We start from the raw sequence: 19,105 nt of genomic DNA, 5'->3' as shown, positions 1-19,105 counted from the left end.
ACGGGCGGCACGCCGCACCGACCATGCCGTCCCCGCCCGGTCCCCTTCCGCCCCCCGCCTCCGCCCCCGCCGGGCACCTCTTCCGACGCCCCCTCGGCCCGGCGCGCGCCCACCCCCGCCGCGCCCGGTCACACCCGCGTCCGGGGCGGCCCGGCGACGATGTCACCCCCCTCCCGGAGGACTTCCCCATGCGATGGACCCGGCGATGGACCCGGCGCCCGCACCCGCGCTCGGCCGGCGCGGTCACGGCACTGGCCCTGCTCGGCGGCGCACTCGCCGCCCCCGCCGCCGACGCGGTCGCGCCGTACGACGCCACCGCCCGGACCGAGCGGCTCACCGATCTGGTGAACCCGTTCATCGGCACCGCCAACGAAGGCAACACCTACCCCGGCGCCGCCGTGCCGTTCGGCATGGTCCAGCTCTCACCGGACACCGGGCACAACACCGGCTACGACCACGCCGACACCCGTATCCGCGGCTTCTCCGCCGTCCATCTCTCCGGTGTCGGCTGCCGGATCGGCGGTGACCTGCCCGTGCTGCCGACCACCGGTGACATCACGGCCACCGACAACGCCCGCTACGCCGTCCCCTTCCGGCACACCGACGAGGCCGCCGGGCCCGGCTACTACCGGGTGGGCCTCGGCAACGGCGTACGCGCCGAACTCACCGCGTCCCGCCGCACCGGCGTCCAGCGCTACACCTTCCCCGCCACCGACCGTGCCAACGTCCTGCTCAACGCGGGCCAGGCGCTGCACCGCAACCGCGCCAGCGCCGTCGAGATCCTCGACGACCGCACCATCCGCACCAGCATCACCGGCAGCGGCTTCTGCCAGGCCACCGAGCCCTACACCGTCCACACCCTCACCCGCTTCGACCGGCCCTTCACCGCGTACGGCACCTGGCAGGGCGCGACCGTCACCGACGGGAGCACCCGCGCCGCCGCGACCACCGGCCGGAGCGGCGCCTGGGTCCGCTTCGACACCCGGGGCGACCGGACCGTCGAGGCCACCACCGCCCTGTCCTACGTCGACGCCCGGGGCGCCGCCCGCAATCTGCGCGCCGAGGGCGGCCGTTCCTTCAGCCGGGTGCGGCAGGCCGCGCGCGCCGCGTGGGAGGACCGGCTCGACGACGTCCGCGCCCACGGCGGCGACCGGACCCTGCGCCGGACCTTCTACTCCTCGCTGTACCGGTCCTTCCTCGCCCCCAACACCGGCAGCGACACCGACGGCCGCTACCGGGGCTGGGACGGACGGGTGCACCGCGCCCGGGGCTTCACCTACTATCAGAACTGGTCCCTGTGGGACACCTACCGCACCCAGGCGCAGCTCCTCGCACTGCTGGCGCCCCGCGAGTCACGGGACATGGCGTTGTCGGTGCTGCGCGTGGGCGAGGAGGGCGGCTGGCTGCCCAAATGGGGCTACGGCACGGTCGAGACGAACATCATGACCGGCGACCCGGTCACCCCCTTCCTCACCAACGCCTATCAGCAGGGCCTGCTGCGCGGCCATGAACAGCGGGCGTACCGCGCGCTGCGCCGCAACGCCGACGGGGTACCGCCGCCCGGCTCACCGGCCGTCGGCCGCGAGGCCAACGCCGCCTATCTGGAACGCGGGTACGTACCCCATCTGGAAGGCCGCCCGCACACCAAGCCCGGCGACTCCGATCACGACCACGGGGGCTCGGCCACCCTGGAGTACGCGCTCGCCGACGCGGCCCTGGGCGAGATGGCCCGCGACCTCGGCCACCACGCCGACGCCCGCCGCTACGCGGCCCGCGCCCGCAACTACCGCTCGGTGTTCGACCCGGACACCGGCTTCTTCCGACCCCGGGACGGCGACGGGGCGTTCACCGGACCGGCCGACCCGGCCCGCGGCTCGGGCTTCCACGAGGGCACCGCCTGGCAGTACCAGTGGCTCGTCCCCCAGGACCTGCCGGGCCTGATCGGGCTGCTCGGCGGGCCGGATGCCACCAACGCGCGTCTCGACACCTTCTTCGCCTACGACCGGCTGCTCGCCGACCCCGCCCGCACGGCCCGGGAGGTCTGGGTCGACGGACCGTACGAGTACTACAACGCGGACAAGTACAACCCGCAGAACGAACCCGACCTCATCGCCCCCTACACCTATCTGTCGACCGGCAAGCCCTGGGCCACCACCGACGTGGTGCACGCCGCCCTCACCCTCTACACCGACACGCCCACGGGGATGACCGGCAACGACGACCTCGGCACCATGTCGGCCTGGCATGTGCTGTCCGCGCTGGGGCTGTATCCGATCCGGCCGGGCAGCGCCGTATGGGGCCTGTCCACACCGGTGTTCGACCGGGTCGACCTCACCCTCGACCGCCGCCACCACCCACGCGGCGGCCTCACCCTCCGGGCACCCGGCACCACGTCCGACCGGCGCTACATCCAGCGGGTGCGCACCGACGGCACCGACCATCCCCGTACGTATCTGACCTCCGGCGAGCTGCGAGGACTGCGGGAACTGGCGTTCACCGTCGGTGAGGCACCCTCTGCCTGGGGCACCCGGCCGGACGCGGCGATGCCCGCCCTGCACACCGCCGCCGACCGCCCCTGAGCGGGCCGGCGGGGCATCCGTACCCGGCGCGACGGTGTGCCCGGCCGGGTACGGATGCCTTGCCGGGCGGGACGGGGCGGCCGGGACGGGGACTTCACGCGTTGTTAACTGTGCGTAGCACCGGGGTGCTTGACCATGGCCGCCCCTGGGGATTGACTGCGTACCCATCGCACCCCCGCACCGTCCCGTCGCACCCGCCCCTTCCGCAGCACCGACCCGTGCCGCCGAATCCGCCGCCCACCCCGTCCCGCAGCACCCGAAGCACCCGACGCGAGAGCAGAGCATGGGCACCCAGCCGCTGGCCCCCCTCGACCTGGCCTTCTGGAACATGGAGTCGGCCGGGCACCCCATGCACCTCGCGGCACTCGGCGTCTTCACCGCCGACGCGCCCGGAGCCGCCCGGCACGCCGCCGAACTGCTCGCCACCCGGGCCGCCGCCGTACCCGGACTGCGGATGCGGATCAGGGACGTCACGGTGCCCGTCGGCGGCGCCGCCCGGGTACCGGCAGCCGACTTCGACCCCCTGGAACACGTCCGGCTCGCCGAACCCGTGACCGACTTCCACGCGGCCGCCGCCACCGCCATGGGGCACCCCCTGGACCGCGCGAAACCCCCGTGGGAGGTCCTCGTCCTGCCCGCCGAGGGCGACGACACCTCGTTCGCCGTGCTGTTCAAGTTCCATCACGCCCTCGCGGACGGTCTGCGCGCCCTGACCCTCGGCGCCGCGATCATGGACCCCGGCGGACTCCCGGGCCGTCCCCCGCCCGTCCCGGCCTCCGCCTCGCCGCCCGGGCGGCGAGCCCCCGAGCGGGCCGGTCCCCGGCCGCTGTCCGGACGGCTGCTCGGGACCGTCGCCGACCTCACCCGGGCCCTCGACATCGGCGCCGCCGTGGCCCGCGCCACCTGGGACGTGCGCTCCACCCCCGCCCTCACCTCCCGCCCCACCGGCACCCGCCGCACCGCGGGCGTCGTCCTCGATCTGGACGATGTGCACCGGGTCCGCAAGTCCGCGGGCGGCACCGTCAACGACGTCCTGATCGCCCTGGTCGCCGGAGCGCTGCGGCGCTGGCTGGAGGGCCGCGGCGAGTCCAGCGAAGGGGTCGCGCCGAGGGCCCTGATCCCCGTCTCCCGGCGCCGCCCCCGCACCGCCCACCCCCAGGGCAACCGGCTCTCCGGCTATCTCGTCCGGCTCCCGGTCGGCGAGCCCGACCCGCTGGCCAGGCTGCGCTCCGTCCGCGCCGCCATGGACCGCAACAAGGACGCGGGCCCGCACCGGGGCGCCGGAGCGATCGCCCTGCTCGCGGACCATGTGCCCGCGCTCGGCCACCGGGTCAGCGGCCCCGTGGTCGCGCAGGCGGCACGGCTCCTCTTCGACATCCTCGTCACCAGCGTCCCGCTGCCCAGCCTGGGCCTGCGCCTCGGCGGCTGCCCGCTCACCGAGGTCTACCCGCTCGCCCCCCTCGCCCACGGCCAGTCCCTCGCGGTCGCCGTCTCCACCTACCGGGGGCGGGTGCACTTCGGGCTGGTCGCCGACGCCGTCGCCGTCCCCGACCTCGACGCGCTGGCCCGGGCCCTGACCACCGAACTGGCGGCCCTCGCCGCGGCCACCGACGGCTGACCCGCGACCCGGGGAAGCCCGTCCGGCAGGGGCCTCCCGCACCCCGCGGCGGGGGTGTGTCCGACCGGACAGCGCGCTGTTTGGCGCCGGGACTCGTACCTCCCGTAAAGTTCCGCTTTCAGAGGACCCACGGCACCCGGCCCACCGGCCGTGCCCGGGGACAGCGGCGGTACGAGCGGCACGAGGAACGGCATGACGGCGATCGAGGACATCCCCACGTACGGTCCGGGCATCGACCCGGAACGTCTCGCCGTCTGTCTGGGCGTGCTCGAAGAGCTCGACAAGCTGGAGGTGGACCACCCCGACGCGATCGCCGTGCGGCGCGCCACCGCCGGGATCTACCGGACGGTGAAGCAGCGCCGCCGCCAGGAGCGCCGGGCCTCGAAGACCGCCCACGACAAGGCCGTCACCGAGGCGACCGCCACCGGCTCCGCCGAACGCATCGACGACGAGACCCAGGGCCTCCTGCCCTCCGGCACCGCAGCCGGGGAACTCGCCGGGATACTCCAGCGGCCCCGGTCCTGCTACACCTGCAAGGCGCGCTACGTCGAGGTCGACGCGTTCTACCACCAGCTCTGCCGGGACTGCGCCGCCACCAACCGGACCAGGCGCGACGCCGGGGCCGACCTCACCGGCAAGCGGGCCCTGCTCACCGGCGGACGCGCCAAGATCGGCATGTACATCGCGCTGCGGCTGCTCCGCGACGGGGCGCACACCACGATCACCACCCGGTTCCCCAACGACGCCGTCCGCCGCTTCAAGGCGATGCCCGACAGCCCCGACTGGATGCACCGGCTGAAGGTCGTCGGCATCGATCTGCGTGACCCGGCGCAGGTCGTCGCCCTCGCGGACTCCGTGAGCGCGGCCGGGCCCCTCGACATCCTCATCAACAACGCCGCCCAGACCGTACGCCGCTCCCCGCAGGCGTACAGCGAACTGCTCGCCGCCGAGTCCGCGCCGGTACCCGCCGGTGAACTGCCCGCCGCCGAGGTCATCGGCACCTTCGGCTCCGGCGCGGTCGCCGCGCTGCCCGCCGCCCGCACCGGCGGACTCTCCGCCCAGGACATCACCGAGCTGGCCCTGGTCTCCGGCTCGGCCTCCCTGGAGCGCATCGCCGCCGGTACCGCGATCGACGCGGGCGGCCTCGTACCCGATCTGCACGCCAGCAACAGCTGGGTGCAGACCGTCGACGAGGTCGACCCCGTCGAGCTCCTTGAGGTGCAGCTCTGCAACTCGACCGCCCCGTTCATCCTCATCAGCCGACTGCGCCCGGCCATGACCGCCGCCGTCGCCGCCGGGGCCCGCCGCGCCTACATCGTCAACGTGTCCGCGATGGAGGGCGTCTTCAACCGCGGCTACAAGGGCGCCGGCCACCCGCACACCAACATGGCCAAGGCCGCGCTCAACATGCTCACCCGCACCAGCGCGCAGGAGATGTACGACCAGGACCGCATCCTGATGACCGCCGTCGACACGGGCTGGATCACCGACGAGCGCCCGCACCCCGACAAGATGCGGCTCGCCGACGCCGGATTCCACGCCCCGCTGGACCTCATCGACGGCGCGGCCCGGGTGTACGACCCGATCGTGCGCGGTGAGGCGGGCGAGGACCTGTACGGCGTCTTCATGAAGGACTACGCGCCCGGCAAGTGGTGAACGGTTCCGGCGAGAGGTGAAGGGGACCTGGCGAGCAGGTCCCGGGCCAACGGTGCACGGACCCCGGCGAGCGGTGAACGGACCCCGGCGAGCGGCGAACGGGCGGGAGTCTCGCTGCCCTGAGCCGCGCCGCCCTTCCCGCCGTTTCCGCGCCCACTCCTCGGGCGCCCTCCCCTCCCTCTTGCCGTGCCTTGCCCTGGCCGTCCGCCCCGCCCGTCCGGCCGCCGCCATGGCCGCCGTGACCGCCGTGACCGTCCTCACCCGGACGGAGCAGCCGTGCGGGGGGCCCGCGTCCGGGCCGTCCCTCCACCTGTCCCCCCGCCCCTCCGGGGCCCCGCACGGAGCGGGCTGACGTGCGGCGTTGCCCGTCCGGGCCGTCCGGCCGGTCCGAGCGGGTGCGCCGTCCGGCGGATCATGGCCGAATGAACACCATGCGACCGTGAAGGGTCGCACTTCTTGTCAGCCCTATAGAGCGCTGGCCCGCTCAGATGGTTAGTCTGTACCGGACGGACAGCACCAAGGGGGCCTACCCGTCCCCATGGTCCGTCCCGGGGCGAACCGCTCACACGGTCCGCTCCCAGCGAGTTGCCGGCGCCACCGCGTCCGAACTGCCTCTATCCACGCCCGATCGGGCGTCAGGCGCCCGCTGACACGGTGGGCCAGGACGCCCGGAGGGTGACCCGACACAGAAGGAGTGCGCGGTGACACCAGAGAAGACCACCAGCGAACAACCCGTCGACACCGGCGACCGGACCACCCGTCGCAAGGCCGAAGCCCTCGGCAGCCTGGAGGTGTGGTCGCGGTCCGCCCCCATCCGGCTCGCCGGTTACGAGGACGACCTCGCCGAGCCGCACATCCTGCCCAGCGTGGACTGACACCGGTCCGCCGCCGCCCCGTGCGGCGGGGTCCGCTCCATGTTCCTGGCCGGAGCGGAGGCCGTGGGTCCGGGGGGCACCCCCCTCCGGACCCGGCTTCCGGGGTCCCGCTCCGGGGGCGGTAAGAACCTGGACATCGGAGGACTCCGCGGGAAAGATCGTCCAGGAGTTCGTTCCCCTGGAGATCCGAGCACCGGGACCCCTATGCCCTCCGCAGTCCGTTTCGGCGTCAACTACACCCCCAGCCAGGGATGGTTCCACCACTGGCTGGACTTCGAGATCGACGCCGTCCGCGCCGATCTCGACTCCATCGCCGCCCTCGGTCTCGACCACATCAGGGTCTTCCCGATCTGGCCCTATTTCCAGCCGAATCGTTCCCTGATCCGTCCGCGCGCCGTGGAGCAGCTCGTCCAGCTCGCGGACGCGGCGGCCGAGCGCGGTCTGGACGTCAATGTCGACGGTCTCCAAGGGCATCTGTCGAGCTTCGACTTCGTGCCCTCCTGGACCCGGACCTGGCACCGCCGCAACCTCTTCACCGACCCGGACGCCGTGTCCGGCCAGGCCGACTATCTGCGGACCCTCGCCGCCGCGCTCGCCGACCGGCCCAACTTCATCGGTATGACCATCGGCAACGAGATCAACCAGTTCGCCGCCGGGCCCCACCCCGACCCCGACCCGGCCACCACCGACGAGGCCGGACGCTGGCTGCGGCGGCTGCTCGCCGCCTGCGAGGAGGGCGCGCCCGGCAGGACCCATCTGCACGCCGAGTACGACGCCACCTGGTACCAGGACGACCAGCCCTTCACCCCGGCCCAGGCCGCCCGGCTCGGCGCGGTCACCGCCGTGCACTCCTGGGTGTTCAACGGGACCGCGCAGCGCCACGGACGCACCGGGACGGCCACCGAACAGCACGCGGCGTACCTGGTGGAGCTGTCCAAGGCCTGGGCCGACGACCCGCACCGCCCGGTCTGGCTCCAGGAGGTCGGCGCGCCCGCGCCGCTGATCCCGGCCGAACACGCCGCCGCGTTCACCCGCGCCACGGTCGACGCCGCGCTGGACTGCGAGGACCTCTGGGGGATCACCTGGTGGTGCTCGCACGACGTGTCCCGTTCGCTCGCCGACTTCCCCGAGCTGGAGTACAGCCTGGGACTGCTGACGGAGGACCGCCGGGTCAAGCCCGCGGGCGAGGAGGTCGCCCGGATCGCCCGCGAACAGCGGGAGGCGCCGCACCGGCCCGCCCCGCGCGGGATCGCCCTCGCCGTCGACGCGGGCGACGAGGAGGACGCGCCCCGGCGTTCCGTCTGCGCGCCGGGCGGCCCGGTGTCCGAGGCGTTCGCCCGGCTCAGCGCCGAAGGGGTGCGGCCCGCCCTGGTGCTGGCCGGTCGCGCCGGGGACACCGCGCATCTCGCGGCACGCGGCATCCGCGAGGTCGTCACCCCGGCGGACGTGGGGACCTGAGCGGACACCGGGACACCGGGATCGGAGCGGGCGCGGGCACTGGTCCGTGCGCCGGGCCGTATGCCGCATGCCGTGCGCCCGGCCGGTCGTGGGTCACCGGTCGTCGTCCGGGTCCAGCCGGGTCGGCGGCAGGAAGTCCCGTACATAGGTCCGCTCCCAGTACGCCCCGGTCTCGCGCCGGTGCGCCCGGGACGTGAACCGGTAGCGGAACAGCCGTGCCCGTACGTACCGGGGTGGCGCGTCCGGTGGGAAGGGGGAGTGGCGCAGCAGCCGCAGGGTGTCGCGGTCACCCGTCAGCAGACGTTCCACGAACGCGCCGAACCAGGGGCGGGCGTACGCGGGGGAGAGGGCCGCGAACCACATCATCCAGTCGAGCCGCAGATGGTACGGCGCGAACTGCCCCGGCCGCCGCCGGACGTCCGTCGGCTTGCCCGGGAACTCGTACACCCGCCATCCCGTGTCAGTCCGGGGGGTGCGCTCGGCGGTGCCCTCGACGACGATCTCGTACCGGACCCGGCTGACGCTGCCGAAGGCGCCGTAGGTGTTGACCAGGTGCAGCGGGTCGAAGGAACGGTTCATGACTTGCCGCCGGGACAGCAGATTGCGGGCCGGGCGGTAGCTGAGGACGGCGACCAGTACCGTCACGGCGATCACCACCGCCTCGTACCAGACCGGGGCCGGGGGGAACTCCCGGGGACCCGCCGGCCCGGAGAGGTCCAGGGCGGAGGCGGCGAGCGCGATCGTCAGCCAGTTCAGCCAGGCGAAGTTGCCCGAGAGGACCAGCCACAGCTGGGTGACGATCATCAGCGCCGCCGCCCAGCCCGCGACCGGCTGCGGGGTGAACAGCAGCGGCGGCAGCGCGAGCTGCGTGACGTGGTTCGCCGCCACCTCCACCCGGTGCACCGGCTTCGGGAGGTGATGGAAGAACCGGCTCAGCGGGCCCGGCATCGGCTGGGTCTCATGGTGATGGTCGAGACAGGTCAGCTTCCGCCAGCACTCGTCGCCCCGGATCTTGATCAGTCCGGCGCCGAACTCCACCCGGAACAGCACCCAGCGCAGCAGCAACAGGACCAGCACCGGCGGCGCCACCTCGTCGTTGCCGAGGAACACCGCGAGGAACCCGGTCTCCAGCAGCAGGGACTCCCAGCCGAAGCCGTACCAGGTCTGCCCGACGTTCACGACCGACAGGTACATCACCCAGGGCACCGCCCACAGCAGCATCCCGGCCCACAGCGGGAGCAGCGCGTCGGCCCCGGCCAGCAGCGCGGCCGACACCGCGCAGCCCGCCCAGGCCCAGCAGGCGAGGAACCGGTCGTCGGAGCGGAGGTGGAAGACGCTCGGCGCCCGACGGAACGGGGTCCGCGCCACGTACCGGCGCACCGGGAGCATGCCGTGTTCGCCCAGCAGCGCCCGGAACTGGAGCGCGGCCCCGAGGAACGCGGTCAGATAGACGGCGGCCAGGGTGCGCTGGAAGATCAGCCGGGCGAGCCAGTAGTCGGGCTCCGTGAACCACCGCACCCGCCCATTGTGACGTTCGGTGACCCGGGGCGGGCTCCCCGTGGCAGGACACGCCGGTCCGCTCCCCGTTCCCGTCCCGGCGGCACCGCTGGTGGCAGCGGCGGACGGAAATCCGCCGCCGACGAGTCGAACAATCGGACAAGTAGTGGCAAGGTGGCCCCATGGTTGAACGGGGCGCGGGGGACCTGTCACTCCCGGACGACTGGCCCGCCGACCCGGAAGCGATCCTGTCGTTCAACCGCATGGGCAGTTTCGACTGGGACCTCGACAGCGGACGCCTGCATCTGGACCGGACGGCCCACGAGCTGTTCGACCTCACACCCGGCGAGTTCGACGGGCTGCCCGCGAGCCTCGCCTCACGCGTCCCCCGGATCGACGCCCAGCGGCTGGACGCGCGGGTCGCCGAGGCCATGAAGAGCGGCAGCACCGACTACGGCAGCTACTTCCGGGTACGCCGCCGGGACGGCACCCCGCGCTGGACGCACACCCAGGCCCATGTCCGGCGGGACGCGTCCGGGCGGCCCCGGCGCATCGTCGGCATCGTGCGGGACGCCACCTTCGAGCTGAACGACCGCGCCGTACGGGCCCGGCCCACCGGACCGGAGGCGGTCGGCCGCCGGACCAGCGTCGTGCAGGTCGCCACCGAGTCGCTCGCCCACGCCCGGACCGTCCAGGACATCATCGACGTGCTCAAGGACTCCAGGGGCCTGACCCATCTCGGGGCGAAGAGCCTCGTCCTCGGGCTGGTCGAGGCCGGGCGTATCCGGCTGGTCGCCGAGGGCCCGGCCGGGAGCTTCGTACCGGGCACCCGGGTCACCCGGATCGACGAGCCCTACCCGATGAGCGAGGTCGTACGGACGCTGGCACCCCGCTTCATCGAGTCGCCGGAGGAGTTCGCCGAGTCGTACCCGGTGCTGTGGCCGCACCTCACCGATCTGCGGATCACCTCGGCCGCCTACCTCCCGCTGATCGCGCAGGCCCGGCCGATCGGCGCCCTCGGACTGCTCTACCACGACCGGTACGGCTTCTCCGAGGAGGAACGCGACGTCCTCGTCGCCCTCGGCAGCAGCATCGCCCAGGGGCTGCGCCGCGCGATGTTCTACGAACAGGAGAAGGACCTCTCCACCGGCCTCCAGAAAGCCATGCTGCCCCGCACCATCCCGGCCGTCCCCGGCGCCGACCTCGCCGTCCGCTACCGCTCGGCGTCCCTCGGCCGGGACGTCGGCGGCGACTGGTACGACGTGATCCCGCTGCCCGGCGGCCGGGTCGGCGCCATGATCGGCGACGTCCAGGGCCATGACACCCACGCCGCCGCCGTCATGGGCCAGCTCCGGATCGTGCTGCGCGCCTACGCGGCCGAGGGCCACACCCCCGCCACCGTGATGGCACGCGCCTCCGTCTTCCTCCATGAACTCGACACGGCGCGCTTCGCGACCTGCCTCTACGCCGAGGCCGACCTGTCCACCGGTGTCGTCCAACTCGTCCGCGCCGGACACCTCGACCCGCTGGTCCGGCACACCGACGGCACCTGCCGCCGCCAGCCCGTCGAAGGAGGGATGCCGCTCGGGCTCTCCGCCGAGTTCGGCAGGCTCGACTACCCCGTCACGACCATCGAGCTCGACCCCGGCCAGACCCTGCTGCTGTGCACCGACGGCCTGGTCGAGCAGCCCGGCGCCGACCTCGACGACGGGCTGCTGGCGCTGACCGCCCTGGTCGAGGACGGCCCCCGCGACCTCCAGCGCCTCGCGGACCGGCTCTGCGCGGCGGCCGACGAACGCGGCGGCGACGACGACGTCGCCCTGCTGCTGCTGCGCCGCCTCGGGGTGGGCGCCCCGCAGTCCGGCGGCCGTCTCCAGCACCGGGTGACCGCCGGGGACCCCCGGGCGCTGCGCGACGCGCGCCGGATGATCCGCTCCGCCGTCGCGGCCTGGGGCGCCCGGGACCGCGCGGACGACATCGAACTCGTCGCCGACGAGATGATCACCAACGCCCTCGTCCACACCGACGGTCCCGCCGTCGTCACCCTGCGCGTCCTCGCCGGGACGGAACGCCGTCTGCGGGTGGATGTCGAGGACCCCTCCAGCGCGCTGCCCCGCCGCCGCGACGCGGGGGACTCCGGGGTCTCGGGGCGCGGACTGCTGCTGGTCGACCAGCTGGCGGACGTGTGGGGCGTGGAGGCGCGCGGCAGCGGCAAATGCGTATGGAGCGAGTTCGTCGTCCCACCCCGTACCTGAGGCACCTCGCACCTGAGGCACCTCGCGCCTGACCTGCCCCGCACCCGGCCCACCCCGCATCCGACCCGCCCGCACCGGGCCCACCCCGTCCGACTCCCGGCCCGTCCCGCGCGCCCCGGCCGTCCCACGCGGTGCCCCCGGGCCTCCGCGAGGCGTCGGCTCCGGCCTCGTGTGACGCTGGAGCCATGCCCGAACTGCCCGAGGTGGAGGCGCTGAGGGACTTCCTCGGCGAGCATCTGGTGGGGCACGAGATCGTCCGGGTGCTGCCGGTGGCGATCAGTGTCCTGAAGACGTACGACCCGCCCCTGACCGCGCTCGAAGGCCGCGAGGTCGTCTCCGTCGGCCGGTACGGCAAGTTCCTCGCCCTGGCCACCCGCGACGGCCCCTGGCTGGTGACGCATCTGGCGCGTGCCGGCTGGCTCCGCTGGCGGGACCCGCTCCCGGACGGACTCCCGCGTCCCGGCAAGGGCCCGCTCGCGCTGCGGGTCGCGCTGGCGAACGGCCAGGGCTTCGATCTCACCGAGGCGGGCACCCAGAAACGGCTCGCCGTCCATGTCGTCGACGACCCCTTGACGGTCCCCGGGATCGCCCGGCTCGGCCCCGACCCGCTCGCGGACTCCTTCGACGAGGCGGCCCTGACCCGGCTGCTCGACGGGGAACGCCGCCGGATCAAGGGCGCGCTGCGCGACCAGGGTCTGATTGCCGGGATCGGCAACGCCTACAGCGACGAGATCCTGCACGCCGCGAAGATGTCCCCGTACAAGCTGGCCGCCGATCTCACCCCCGAGGACATCCACATCCTCCACGAGGCGACCCGCTCGACGCTCACCGAAGCCGTCGAGCGCTCCCGGGGGCTCGCCGCCGGGCGGCTGAAGGCGGAGAAGAAGAGCGGGCTGCGGGTGCACGGCCGTACCGGCGAGGCGTGCCCCGTCTGCGGTGACACCATCCGCGAGGTGTCCTTCAGCGACTCCTCGCTCCAGTACTGCCCCACCTGCCAGACCGGCGGCCGTCCCCTCGCCGACCGCCGGATGTCCCGCTTCCTCAAGTGACCCGGGCCCCATGGCTCACACGTCCCGGCGGTCGGTCACCACCACGGCGAGGACGACCGCCGCGACCGACCAGGCCCCGTACACCAGCCAGGCCTCGGCGACCCCGACCGGGTACTTCGCGACGCCGTGGTCGCGCTCCGGGTTCTGGACCAGCGCTTCCCACGCGCTGAACGGCATGCTGTTGCCGATCTCCGCCACCCAGCGGTAGGTGTCGCCCCGGAACAGCGCGGGCACCAGCAGGAGCAGCCCGGCGGTCCCCACCGCGCTGCCCGCCGCGTGCCGCACCACGGCGGCCGTCGCCATCCCGACCAGCCCGCACAGCGGGGCGAGCAGCGCCGAACCCACCACCGCCCGCAGCGCCCCGGGATCGGTGAGGGACAGCCCTCCGTGGTCCCGCAGCAGCGCTTGCGTCAGCCCGAAGGAGGCCCCCGACACGACGGCCCCGAAACCCAGCAGGGCGACCGTCACCACCAGGGTCTTCGCGGCCAGCAGGGACCGCCGGTCGGGCACCGCCGCGAAGGTCGTCCGGACAAGTCCCGTCGCGTACTCACCGGAGAGCACCGCGGCCCCGACCGCCCCCGCGACCGCCATCAGGATCTGCCAGGCCGGTTCCGTGAACGCGGTCGCCAGCGGATCGAACAGGAACGGCCGGTCGACGCCGCCGGGCGGCGGATACGGCGGCGACACGGGCTGACCGGCCAGCCGGTCCGCGTTGGACCGCGCGGAGTTCGCGTTGATACCGGTCACCACGACCGCGCACACCCCGAGCACCCAGCACGTCGAACGCAGCGACCACAGCTTCAGCCACTCGGCGGCCGTCAGATCCGTGAACCGGACCCGGGGCGCCGACCGGCTCCGGTACGCCGGGGAGGCCGTTCCGCTCGGGGACGTCATCGCGCGTTCCCCGATCCGTACTCGACACTGTCGGAGGTCAGTCCCATGAACGTCTCCTCCAACGAGGCCCGCCGGGGTGTCAGCCCGTGCAGGGGTATCCGGTGGAGCAGCGCCAGATCACCGATCCGCCGGGCCGTCAGCCCGGTCACCGCGCACGAGCCGTCGTCCTCCACCCGGACCTCCACCCCCGGGCCGCCCAGCGCCGTGGCGAGCGCCGCCGGGTCCGGGGTCCGTACCGACACATCCGTCGTGGTGTCCGCCGCCGCGAACTCCGCGAGGGTCCCGGTGGCGATGAGCTCGCCCCGGCCGATGACGATCAGCCGCTGCGCGGTGTGCTCCATCTCCCGCATCAGATGACTGGACACCAGGACGGTACGGCCCTCGTCCGCCAGCCGCCGGAAGAGCCCCCGCACCCAGCGGATGCCCTCCGGGTCGAGGCCGTTCAGGGGCTCGTCGAACAGCAGCACCGGCGGATCACCGAGCAGCGCCCCGGCGATCCCCAGCCGCTGCCGCATCCCCAGCGAGAACCCGCCGACCCGGCGCCCGGCCACCGACGTGAGACCCGTCTGCGCGAGGACCTCGTCCACCCGGCGCCGGGGCAGTCCGTTGCCGCGCGCCAGCGCCGCCAGATGGGCGCGGGCCGTCCGTCCGCCGTGCGCGTCGCCCGCGTCGAGCAGCGCCCCCACCTCGCACAGCCCGCGTGGCAGCCCGCGAAAGCGCCGCCCGCCGACGGTGACGGTACCGCTGGTGGGCGAGGTCAGCCCGAGGACCATCCGCAACGTGGTGGACTTCCCGGCGCCGTTGGGCCCGAGGAATCCGGTGACCTGGCCGGGGGCCACGGTGAAGGACAGGCCGTGCACGGCGGTCGTGCGGCCGTACCGCTTGGTGACATCGTCGACTTCGATCATGCCGCCACGGTCCCGCGCACCGGCCCGCCCGGTCATCGGGCGACCGGCCGCACTCCGCGACCGGAGGGTGGCCCCCGGGCGTACGCCCACGGGCCGATGCCCCGGTGGGACGCCGTCCCTATCATCGGCCCATGAACATCGCGCCGCGTGAGCGCGGTCCGAGGCGACTGCCCCTGGCCGCGACGGAGTTCCTGGCCTGGACCGGGGCCCTCGCCTATCCCGTGCTGCTGTGCGTCACGGCGATGGACGAACGCGAGCCGACCGGGGTACGGCTCCTGCCGTTCGCCGCGCTCGCCGTCCTGACGCTGCCCCTGGTGCGCCGGCGGCCGCTGCCCGCCCTGCTGCTGATCCTCGCGGGCTCGTTCCCCGCCGTCGTCACCTCCGCCTCGGCCGCCGCGCGCCAGCCGTTCATGCCCGGGTTCGAGGGCCCTGGCTGGCAGCTCGCCACCCTCCAGGCCCTGCTGTCCTACGCGGTCGTCGGCCGGATCGCCGCCGGACACGGGGGCACGGCGCGCACCGCGACGGCCGCCGTGCTCGCGCTCGGCACCCATGTCGCCCTCGTCGGCCACTACCGCACCGGCGCGGACAACCACCTCTCCTCCGTGATGTTCCTGGTCCTCGGGCTCGCCGCCACCTGGACCACCGCCCATCTGATCCATGAGCGCCGCGAGCACGCCGAGACGGTACGGGCCGAGGCGGCGGCCCACGCCGTCACCGCCGAACGGCTGCGTATCGCCCGCGAGCTGCACGACATGGTCGCCCACAGCATCGGCGCCATCGCCATCCAGGCCGGGGTGGGCCGCCGGGTCATCGCCGGCCACCCGGACGAGGCGAAGGCCGCGCTCGCCGCCATCGAGACCACCAGCAGGGACACCCTCGCCGGACTGCGGCACATGCTCGGGGCGCTCCGGCACACCGACCCCCAGGTGCCGTCGCTGGACCCCGCGCCCACCCTCGCGGACCTCGGCCGACTGGTCGCCACCGCGCGGGACGCGGGCGTCCACGTCGACATCGAGTTCCGCGGTGAACGGCGCCCGCTCCCCGCCGATCTGGAGGCGGCCGGGTTCCGTATCGTCCAGGAGTCGATCACCAACGTGATACGCCATGCCGCGACGCCCCGTTGCCGGGTGGTCGTCGACTACGGGGACGGGGCGCTGTCCCTCACCGTCACCGACGACGGCCGGGGCCGCGGGACCCCGGGCCATGGCTACGGCATCACCGGGATGCGCGAACGGGCGGCGCTGCTGCGTGGCCGCTGCACCGCGGGGCCCCGCCCCGGCGGCGGCTTCGAGGTGGCGGCCCGGCTGCCGGTCCCGGTGGCCGCGCGATGAACGCCCCCACCGCTCCCGGGGACCGCGATCCCACGGTCGGGGTACTGCTCGTCGACGACCAGCCGCTGGTCCGCGCCGGGCTGCGGGTCCTGATGTCCGGCAGCCCCGGGCTGCGGGTCGTCGGGGAGGCGGGCGACGGCGCGGAAGCGGTCCGGCTGACCCGGGAACTCGCCCCGGACGTGGTCGTGATGGACATCCGGATGCCCGGTATGGACGGGATCGAGGCCACCCGGCTGATCACCACGGGCCCCGGCCGGGCGCGCGTCCTCGTCCTCACCACGTTCGACGACGACGCGTATGTGTACGGGGCGCTGCGCGCGGGCGCCGGCGGCTTCCTGGTCAAGGACATGGACCTGGACGAGATCCTGGCCGCCGTCCGGGTGGTGGCCCGGGGCGACGCCCTGCTCGCGCCCCGGGTGACGGGCCGTCTGATCGCGGAGTTCGCGGCGCGGCCCGAGCCCGCGCCGCCCCGGCCGGTGATCGGAGGCATCACCCACCGGGAGCGGGAGGTGCTCACCCTGGTCGGCGGCGGGCTGTCCAACGCGGAGATCGCCGAACGGCTCGTCATCAGCCCGGCCACCGCCAAGGCCCATGTGGGGCGGCTGTTCACCAAGCTCGCGGCCCGCGACCGGGTCCAGCTCGTCATCACGGCGTACGAGCTGGGGCTGGTGTCACCGCCCCGCTGAGGCCCGGACGGCGGGACGCCGCCCGGGCGGCCGGTGAGCGGGGGACCGTGCCGGGCTCAGGGATTCACCGTCATCAGCAGCCGTCCGTCCCTGGTCCGGATCTCGAACCGGGCGATGTCCGCGCGGGGGAGCGCGGTGCCGCCCGAGATCACCGGGGCTTCGCGCCGGTCCACGGCCCCCAGGACATCACGTCCGCCGGGTGGCGGTACCGCCCAGGTGGCCACGGTCTGCCGGGTGCCGTCGCGGCCCACCGCGATCAGCGCGCAGACCAGCGGGCCCTGGACCCGGGCCAGGCTGAGCGCCACCTCGGTGCCCCAGCGGCGGTCCGTCAGCCGTACGGAGGCCCTGGCCCCGCTGAGCGGATCGGTCCCGCGCAGACTCTGGACGGCCGGGGCGCCGGCCACCGGCGGGTGTGGTGCGTCCGGCCCGTGGCCGCCGAGCGTGTACGCGGCGAGGGGCGCGCCGAGGACCAGCGCGGCGGCGGCTCCGATCAGCCGCATCCGCAGGGTCCGGCGTCGGGTCTGCCGGGCGCCCACCTCGGTCAGCAGCCGGTCGAGGAGTTCCCCGGAAGGCCGTTCCAGGGGCGGCCGTTCCTCGGCCCGGGGCCCTTCGAACGGCGCCAGGAGCGTGACCACCCGGGACAGGTCACCGAGCCGGACCATGCACGCCACGCACTCGTCGAGGTGCTCCTCGAAGCGGATGGCGTCGGCCGGTTCCAGGACGCCGAGAGCGTAGGCGGCGACGTCCTGGTGCCGCGCTTGCGGGCTCATGGGCGGTCCTCGGGTACGGGGTCGGTGTGCCGCCCTGAAGTACGGAACTTCTTCCGCTTTTGCTCAAACCCATGGGAAAAACGACAAGAAGGGGGACCGGCGGCGCCCCGGCCGTCCGCCGGTGGCCCGCCGGACGCGGATCAGAACAGATGGATGGCGAGATGTCCGAGCGGCACCCCGAGCTGCCACGCGGGTGTCCACACCTGTTCGTTCTCGTCGACCGGGAATCCGCCGCGGGGCCAGTTCAGGCCCGTGTCCAGGTCAGGGGCGAGGAGTTCGGTCCGCTCCAGCCATCGCCAGGCGGCCTCGGCCAGCCGCAGATCGGGGTTGGCGCGGCCCCGGGCGCGCTCCTGGGCGCCGAGGCACGCGAGTCGGTCACGCACCCACTCCTGCCAGGGGTTGCCGTACGCGGTGAGGGAGAGCCACTCGTCGAACTGCGAGACGACCCGGATACCGGACAGTTCGTCGTTGAGGTCGGACAGATAGGCGGTGAGGGCGAGCGTCTGCCGCCCGGCCCGGAATTCGAGCGTGCTGGACGGGACGAGGTCACCTGTGCGGAGCACCTCGTCCGCGATGTACTCCGCGTACAGCCAGGCCATGGGGATCACGAGTTCGTCGCCACTCGTGCCGTTCGTCTTGTCGGGCAGCACCGTTCCACCTTCTCTCGGACCTACGCGCCCCCGCGCAACCCCGCGCCGGTCGTGGCGAAGGGCCTTCATGGTGAGACACGTTGCCGGGCCCGACTCCACTCAAGTCGACTCCGTGCTTTCGCATATGACCTGCCAGGGATGCGCATCCCTGGGACGGCAGGGCACAGGGGTGACGCACGGGGCGGGGGAGTCCCGGCGTCCGATCGGCCGAGCCCTCACATTACGGCCGCCGGTGGCGGAATGTGACGGTGAATCGGGAAGAGCTCCGCCGCGCACCGGGTGTGCGCGGGGGTGGGGTACCGCGGATGCGGGGGAGTGCACGCGCTTTCTTGCTCCCAGGGCCGTCCCGGGGGCCGCAGTTGGGCTCTCCTGTCGCATCAGGCGCAACGGAATGGTCAATTCCGCTACTCTGCGTCGCGCCTTGGGCACATGCGGGGGTCGTGGGTGCGGTGATCGTCACGCACCGAAAGAGTGATGCGTGAAACGTGAGATGTGTCACAAGTGGCTCGGAATCGACCCGGGAAGGCCGGGAGAGCACCTGGAGAGGGGCCGCGCGCGCCGGTTGCGGGGTGGCTGGAGTGGCCCTGGGCGGGGGTGGGGGAGAGGTGGCACCCGTAACGCTCGGTGACGGATGGGGGTGCTGGGACGCGCCTAACGGGTGACCGTCACGGCGTGGCCGCTTGTGGCCCTCACCGTTCCGCTATGGAGTCGTCCCGTCCGACCATATGACGAACGCCGAGTGTGCGGAGGCGCGCACCGCACCCGCGTACCGCGCCTCCCCCGACCTCTCGGCGACATGCGCAGCGACGGGGAGCCGGTTCCATGACCTCGCACCAACCTCCATGCCCGTGTCCCGGGCGTCCACGTCCCGTCCCCTCC

The 19,105-nt window shown here is 73.8% G+C and carries 14 protein-coding genes; 9 read left to right on the top strand and 5 right to left on the bottom strand.

Annotation, left to right across the window (positions count from 1 at the left end; all coding sequences use genetic code 11):
- The first annotated feature begins 188 nt into the window (after positions 1-188).
- From AB852_RS11610 to AB852_RS11595, 5 genes are all read left to right on the top strand, one after another.
- Positions 189-2,579 carry a GH92 family glycosyl hydrolase gene (locus AB852_RS11610; RefSeq protein ID WP_073786716.1) on the top strand — a complete coding sequence of 797 codons (2,391 nt, stop codon included), beginning with the start codon at positions 189-191 and terminating at the stop codon, positions 2,577-2,579.
- Positions 2,580-2,862: 283 nt separating this feature from the next.
- Entirely contained in the window at positions 2,863-4,197 is a 1,335-nt protein-coding gene (locus AB852_RS11605; RefSeq protein ID WP_073786714.1) for a wax ester/triacylglycerol synthase family O-acyltransferase, read from the top strand.
- Positions 4,198-4,389: 192 nt separating this feature from the next.
- Positions 4,390-5,853, top strand: coding sequence for an SDR family NAD(P)-dependent oxidoreductase (locus AB852_RS11600; protein ID WP_073786712.1), 1,464 nt, complete (start codon positions 4,390-4,392; stop codon positions 5,851-5,853).
- 701 nt (positions 5,854-6,554) lie between these two features.
- On the top strand, positions 6,555-6,728 hold the full coding sequence (locus AB852_RS39655; RefSeq protein ID WP_178390988.1) for a hypothetical protein: 174 nt from the start codon (positions 6,555-6,557) through the stop codon (positions 6,726-6,728).
- 204 nt (positions 6,729-6,932) lie between these two features.
- The gene (locus AB852_RS11595) at positions 6,933-8,186 is read left to right on the top strand and encodes a glycoside hydrolase 5 family protein (protein ID WP_073786710.1); all 1,254 of its coding nucleotides are present in this window, start codon (positions 6,933-6,935) and stop codon (positions 8,184-8,186) included.
- Between the two features lie 93 nt (positions 8,187-8,279).
- Here the strand turns inward: AB852_RS11595 and AB852_RS11590 are convergent, their stop codons facing one another.
- Positions 8,280-9,704 (bottom strand): lipase maturation factor family protein, encoded by a 1,425-nt coding sequence (locus AB852_RS11590; RefSeq protein ID WP_073786708.1) that lies wholly within the window; start codon positions 9,702-9,704, stop codon positions 8,280-8,282.
- Between the two features lie 161 nt (positions 9,705-9,865).
- Between AB852_RS11590 and AB852_RS11585 the strand changes: the two genes are divergently transcribed.
- Together AB852_RS11585 and AB852_RS11580 are read left to right on the top strand one after the other, a co-directional pair.
- The gene (locus AB852_RS11585; protein WP_073786706.1) at positions 9,866-11,938 is read left to right on the top strand and encodes a SpoIIE family protein phosphatase; all 2,073 of its coding nucleotides are present in this window, start codon (positions 9,866-9,868) and stop codon (positions 11,936-11,938) included.
- Positions 11,939-12,123: 185 nt separating this feature from the next.
- The gene (locus tag AB852_RS11580) at positions 12,124-12,987 is read left to right on the top strand and encodes an Fpg/Nei family DNA glycosylase (protein WP_073786704.1); all 864 of its coding nucleotides are present in this window, start codon (positions 12,124-12,126) and stop codon (positions 12,985-12,987) included.
- A gap of 15 nt (positions 12,988-13,002) precedes the next feature.
- Here AB852_RS11580 and AB852_RS11575 read toward each other — a convergent pair whose 3' ends face one another.
- Both AB852_RS11575 and AB852_RS11570 read right to left on the bottom strand, forming a co-directional pair.
- Positions 13,003-13,881, bottom strand: a complete 879-nt coding sequence (locus AB852_RS11575) for an ABC transporter permease (protein WP_073786702.1) — start codon at positions 13,879-13,881, stop codon at positions 13,003-13,005.
- The gene (locus AB852_RS11570) at positions 13,878-14,789 is read right to left on the bottom strand and encodes an ABC transporter ATP-binding protein (RefSeq protein WP_073787736.1); all 912 of its coding nucleotides are present in this window, start codon (positions 14,787-14,789) and stop codon (positions 13,878-13,880) included. The genes AB852_RS11575 and AB852_RS11570 overlap by 4 nt, the downstream gene beginning before the upstream one ends.
- A gap of 131 nt (positions 14,790-14,920) precedes the next feature.
- Between AB852_RS11570 and AB852_RS11565 the strand changes: the two genes are divergently transcribed.
- Together AB852_RS11565 and AB852_RS11560 are read left to right on the top strand one after the other, a co-directional pair.
- Entirely contained in the window at positions 14,921-16,120 is a 1,200-nt protein-coding gene (locus tag AB852_RS11565) for a sensor histidine kinase (RefSeq protein WP_073786700.1), read from the top strand.
- Positions 16,117-16,806, top strand: coding sequence for a response regulator transcription factor (locus tag AB852_RS11560; RefSeq protein ID WP_073786698.1), 690 nt, complete (start codon positions 16,117-16,119; stop codon positions 16,804-16,806). The genes AB852_RS11565 and AB852_RS11560 overlap by 4 nt, the downstream gene beginning before the upstream one ends.
- 56 nt (positions 16,807-16,862) lie before the next feature.
- Here the strand turns inward: AB852_RS11560 and AB852_RS11555 are convergent, their stop codons facing one another.
- Complete coding sequence (locus AB852_RS11555) at positions 16,863-17,576, bottom strand: anti-sigma factor family protein (protein WP_073786696.1); 714 nt, start codon at positions 17,574-17,576, stop codon at positions 16,863-16,865.
- Positions 17,577-17,716: 140 nt separating this feature from the next.
- A complete protein-coding gene (locus AB852_RS11550; protein WP_073787734.1) occupies positions 17,717-18,175 on the bottom strand; it encodes a hypothetical protein in 459 nt (152 codons plus the stop codon).
- Positions 18,176-19,105 lie beyond the last annotated feature (930 nt).

It is taken from the genome of Streptomyces uncialis (assembly GCF_001905345.1).
Taxonomy (GTDB): domain Bacteria; phylum Actinomycetota; class Actinomycetes; order Streptomycetales; family Streptomycetaceae; genus Streptomyces; species Streptomyces uncialis.
Note: the sequence above shows the minus strand (reverse complement) of the source record. Positions and strands in the feature narration are given on the sequence as shown.

Coding starts and splice junctions, on each gene's coding strand:
- AB852_RS11610 (WP_073786716.1), top strand. CDS start 189: ATGCGATGGACCCGGCGATGGACCCGGCGCCCGCACCCGCGCTCGGCC.
- AB852_RS11605 (WP_073786714.1), top strand. CDS start 2,863: ATGGGCACCCAGCCGCTGGCCCCCCTCGACCTGGCCTTCTGGAACATG.
- AB852_RS11600 (WP_073786712.1), top strand. CDS start 4,390: ATGACGGCGATCGAGGACATCCCCACGTACGGTCCGGGCATCGACCCG.
- AB852_RS11595 (WP_073786710.1), top strand. CDS start 6,933: ATGCCCTCCGCAGTCCGTTTCGGCGTCAACTACACCCCCAGCCAGGGA.
- AB852_RS11585 (WP_073786706.1), top strand. CDS start 9,866: ATGGTTGAACGGGGCGCGGGGGACCTGTCACTCCCGGACGACTGGCCC.
- AB852_RS11580 (WP_073786704.1), top strand. CDS start 12,124: ATGCCCGAACTGCCCGAGGTGGAGGCGCTGAGGGACTTCCTCGGCGAG.
- AB852_RS11575 (WP_073786702.1), bottom strand. CDS start 13,881: ATGACGTCCCCGAGCGGAACGGCCTCCCCGGCGTACCGGAGCCGGTCG.
- AB852_RS11570 (WP_073787736.1), bottom strand. CDS start 14,789: ATGATCGAAGTCGACGATGTCACCAAGCGGTACGGCCGCACGACCGCC.
- AB852_RS11565 (WP_073786700.1), top strand. CDS start 14,921: ATGAACATCGCGCCGCGTGAGCGCGGTCCGAGGCGACTGCCCCTGGCC.
- AB852_RS11560 (WP_073786698.1), top strand. CDS start 16,117: ATGAACGCCCCCACCGCTCCCGGGGACCGCGATCCCACGGTCGGGGTA.
- AB852_RS11555 (WP_073786696.1), bottom strand. CDS start 17,576: ATGAGCCCGCAAGCGCGGCACCAGGACGTCGCCGCCTACGCTCTCGGC.
- AB852_RS11550 (WP_073787734.1), bottom strand. CDS start 18,175: ATGGCCTGGCTGTACGCGGAGTACATCGCGGACGAGGTGCTCCGCACA.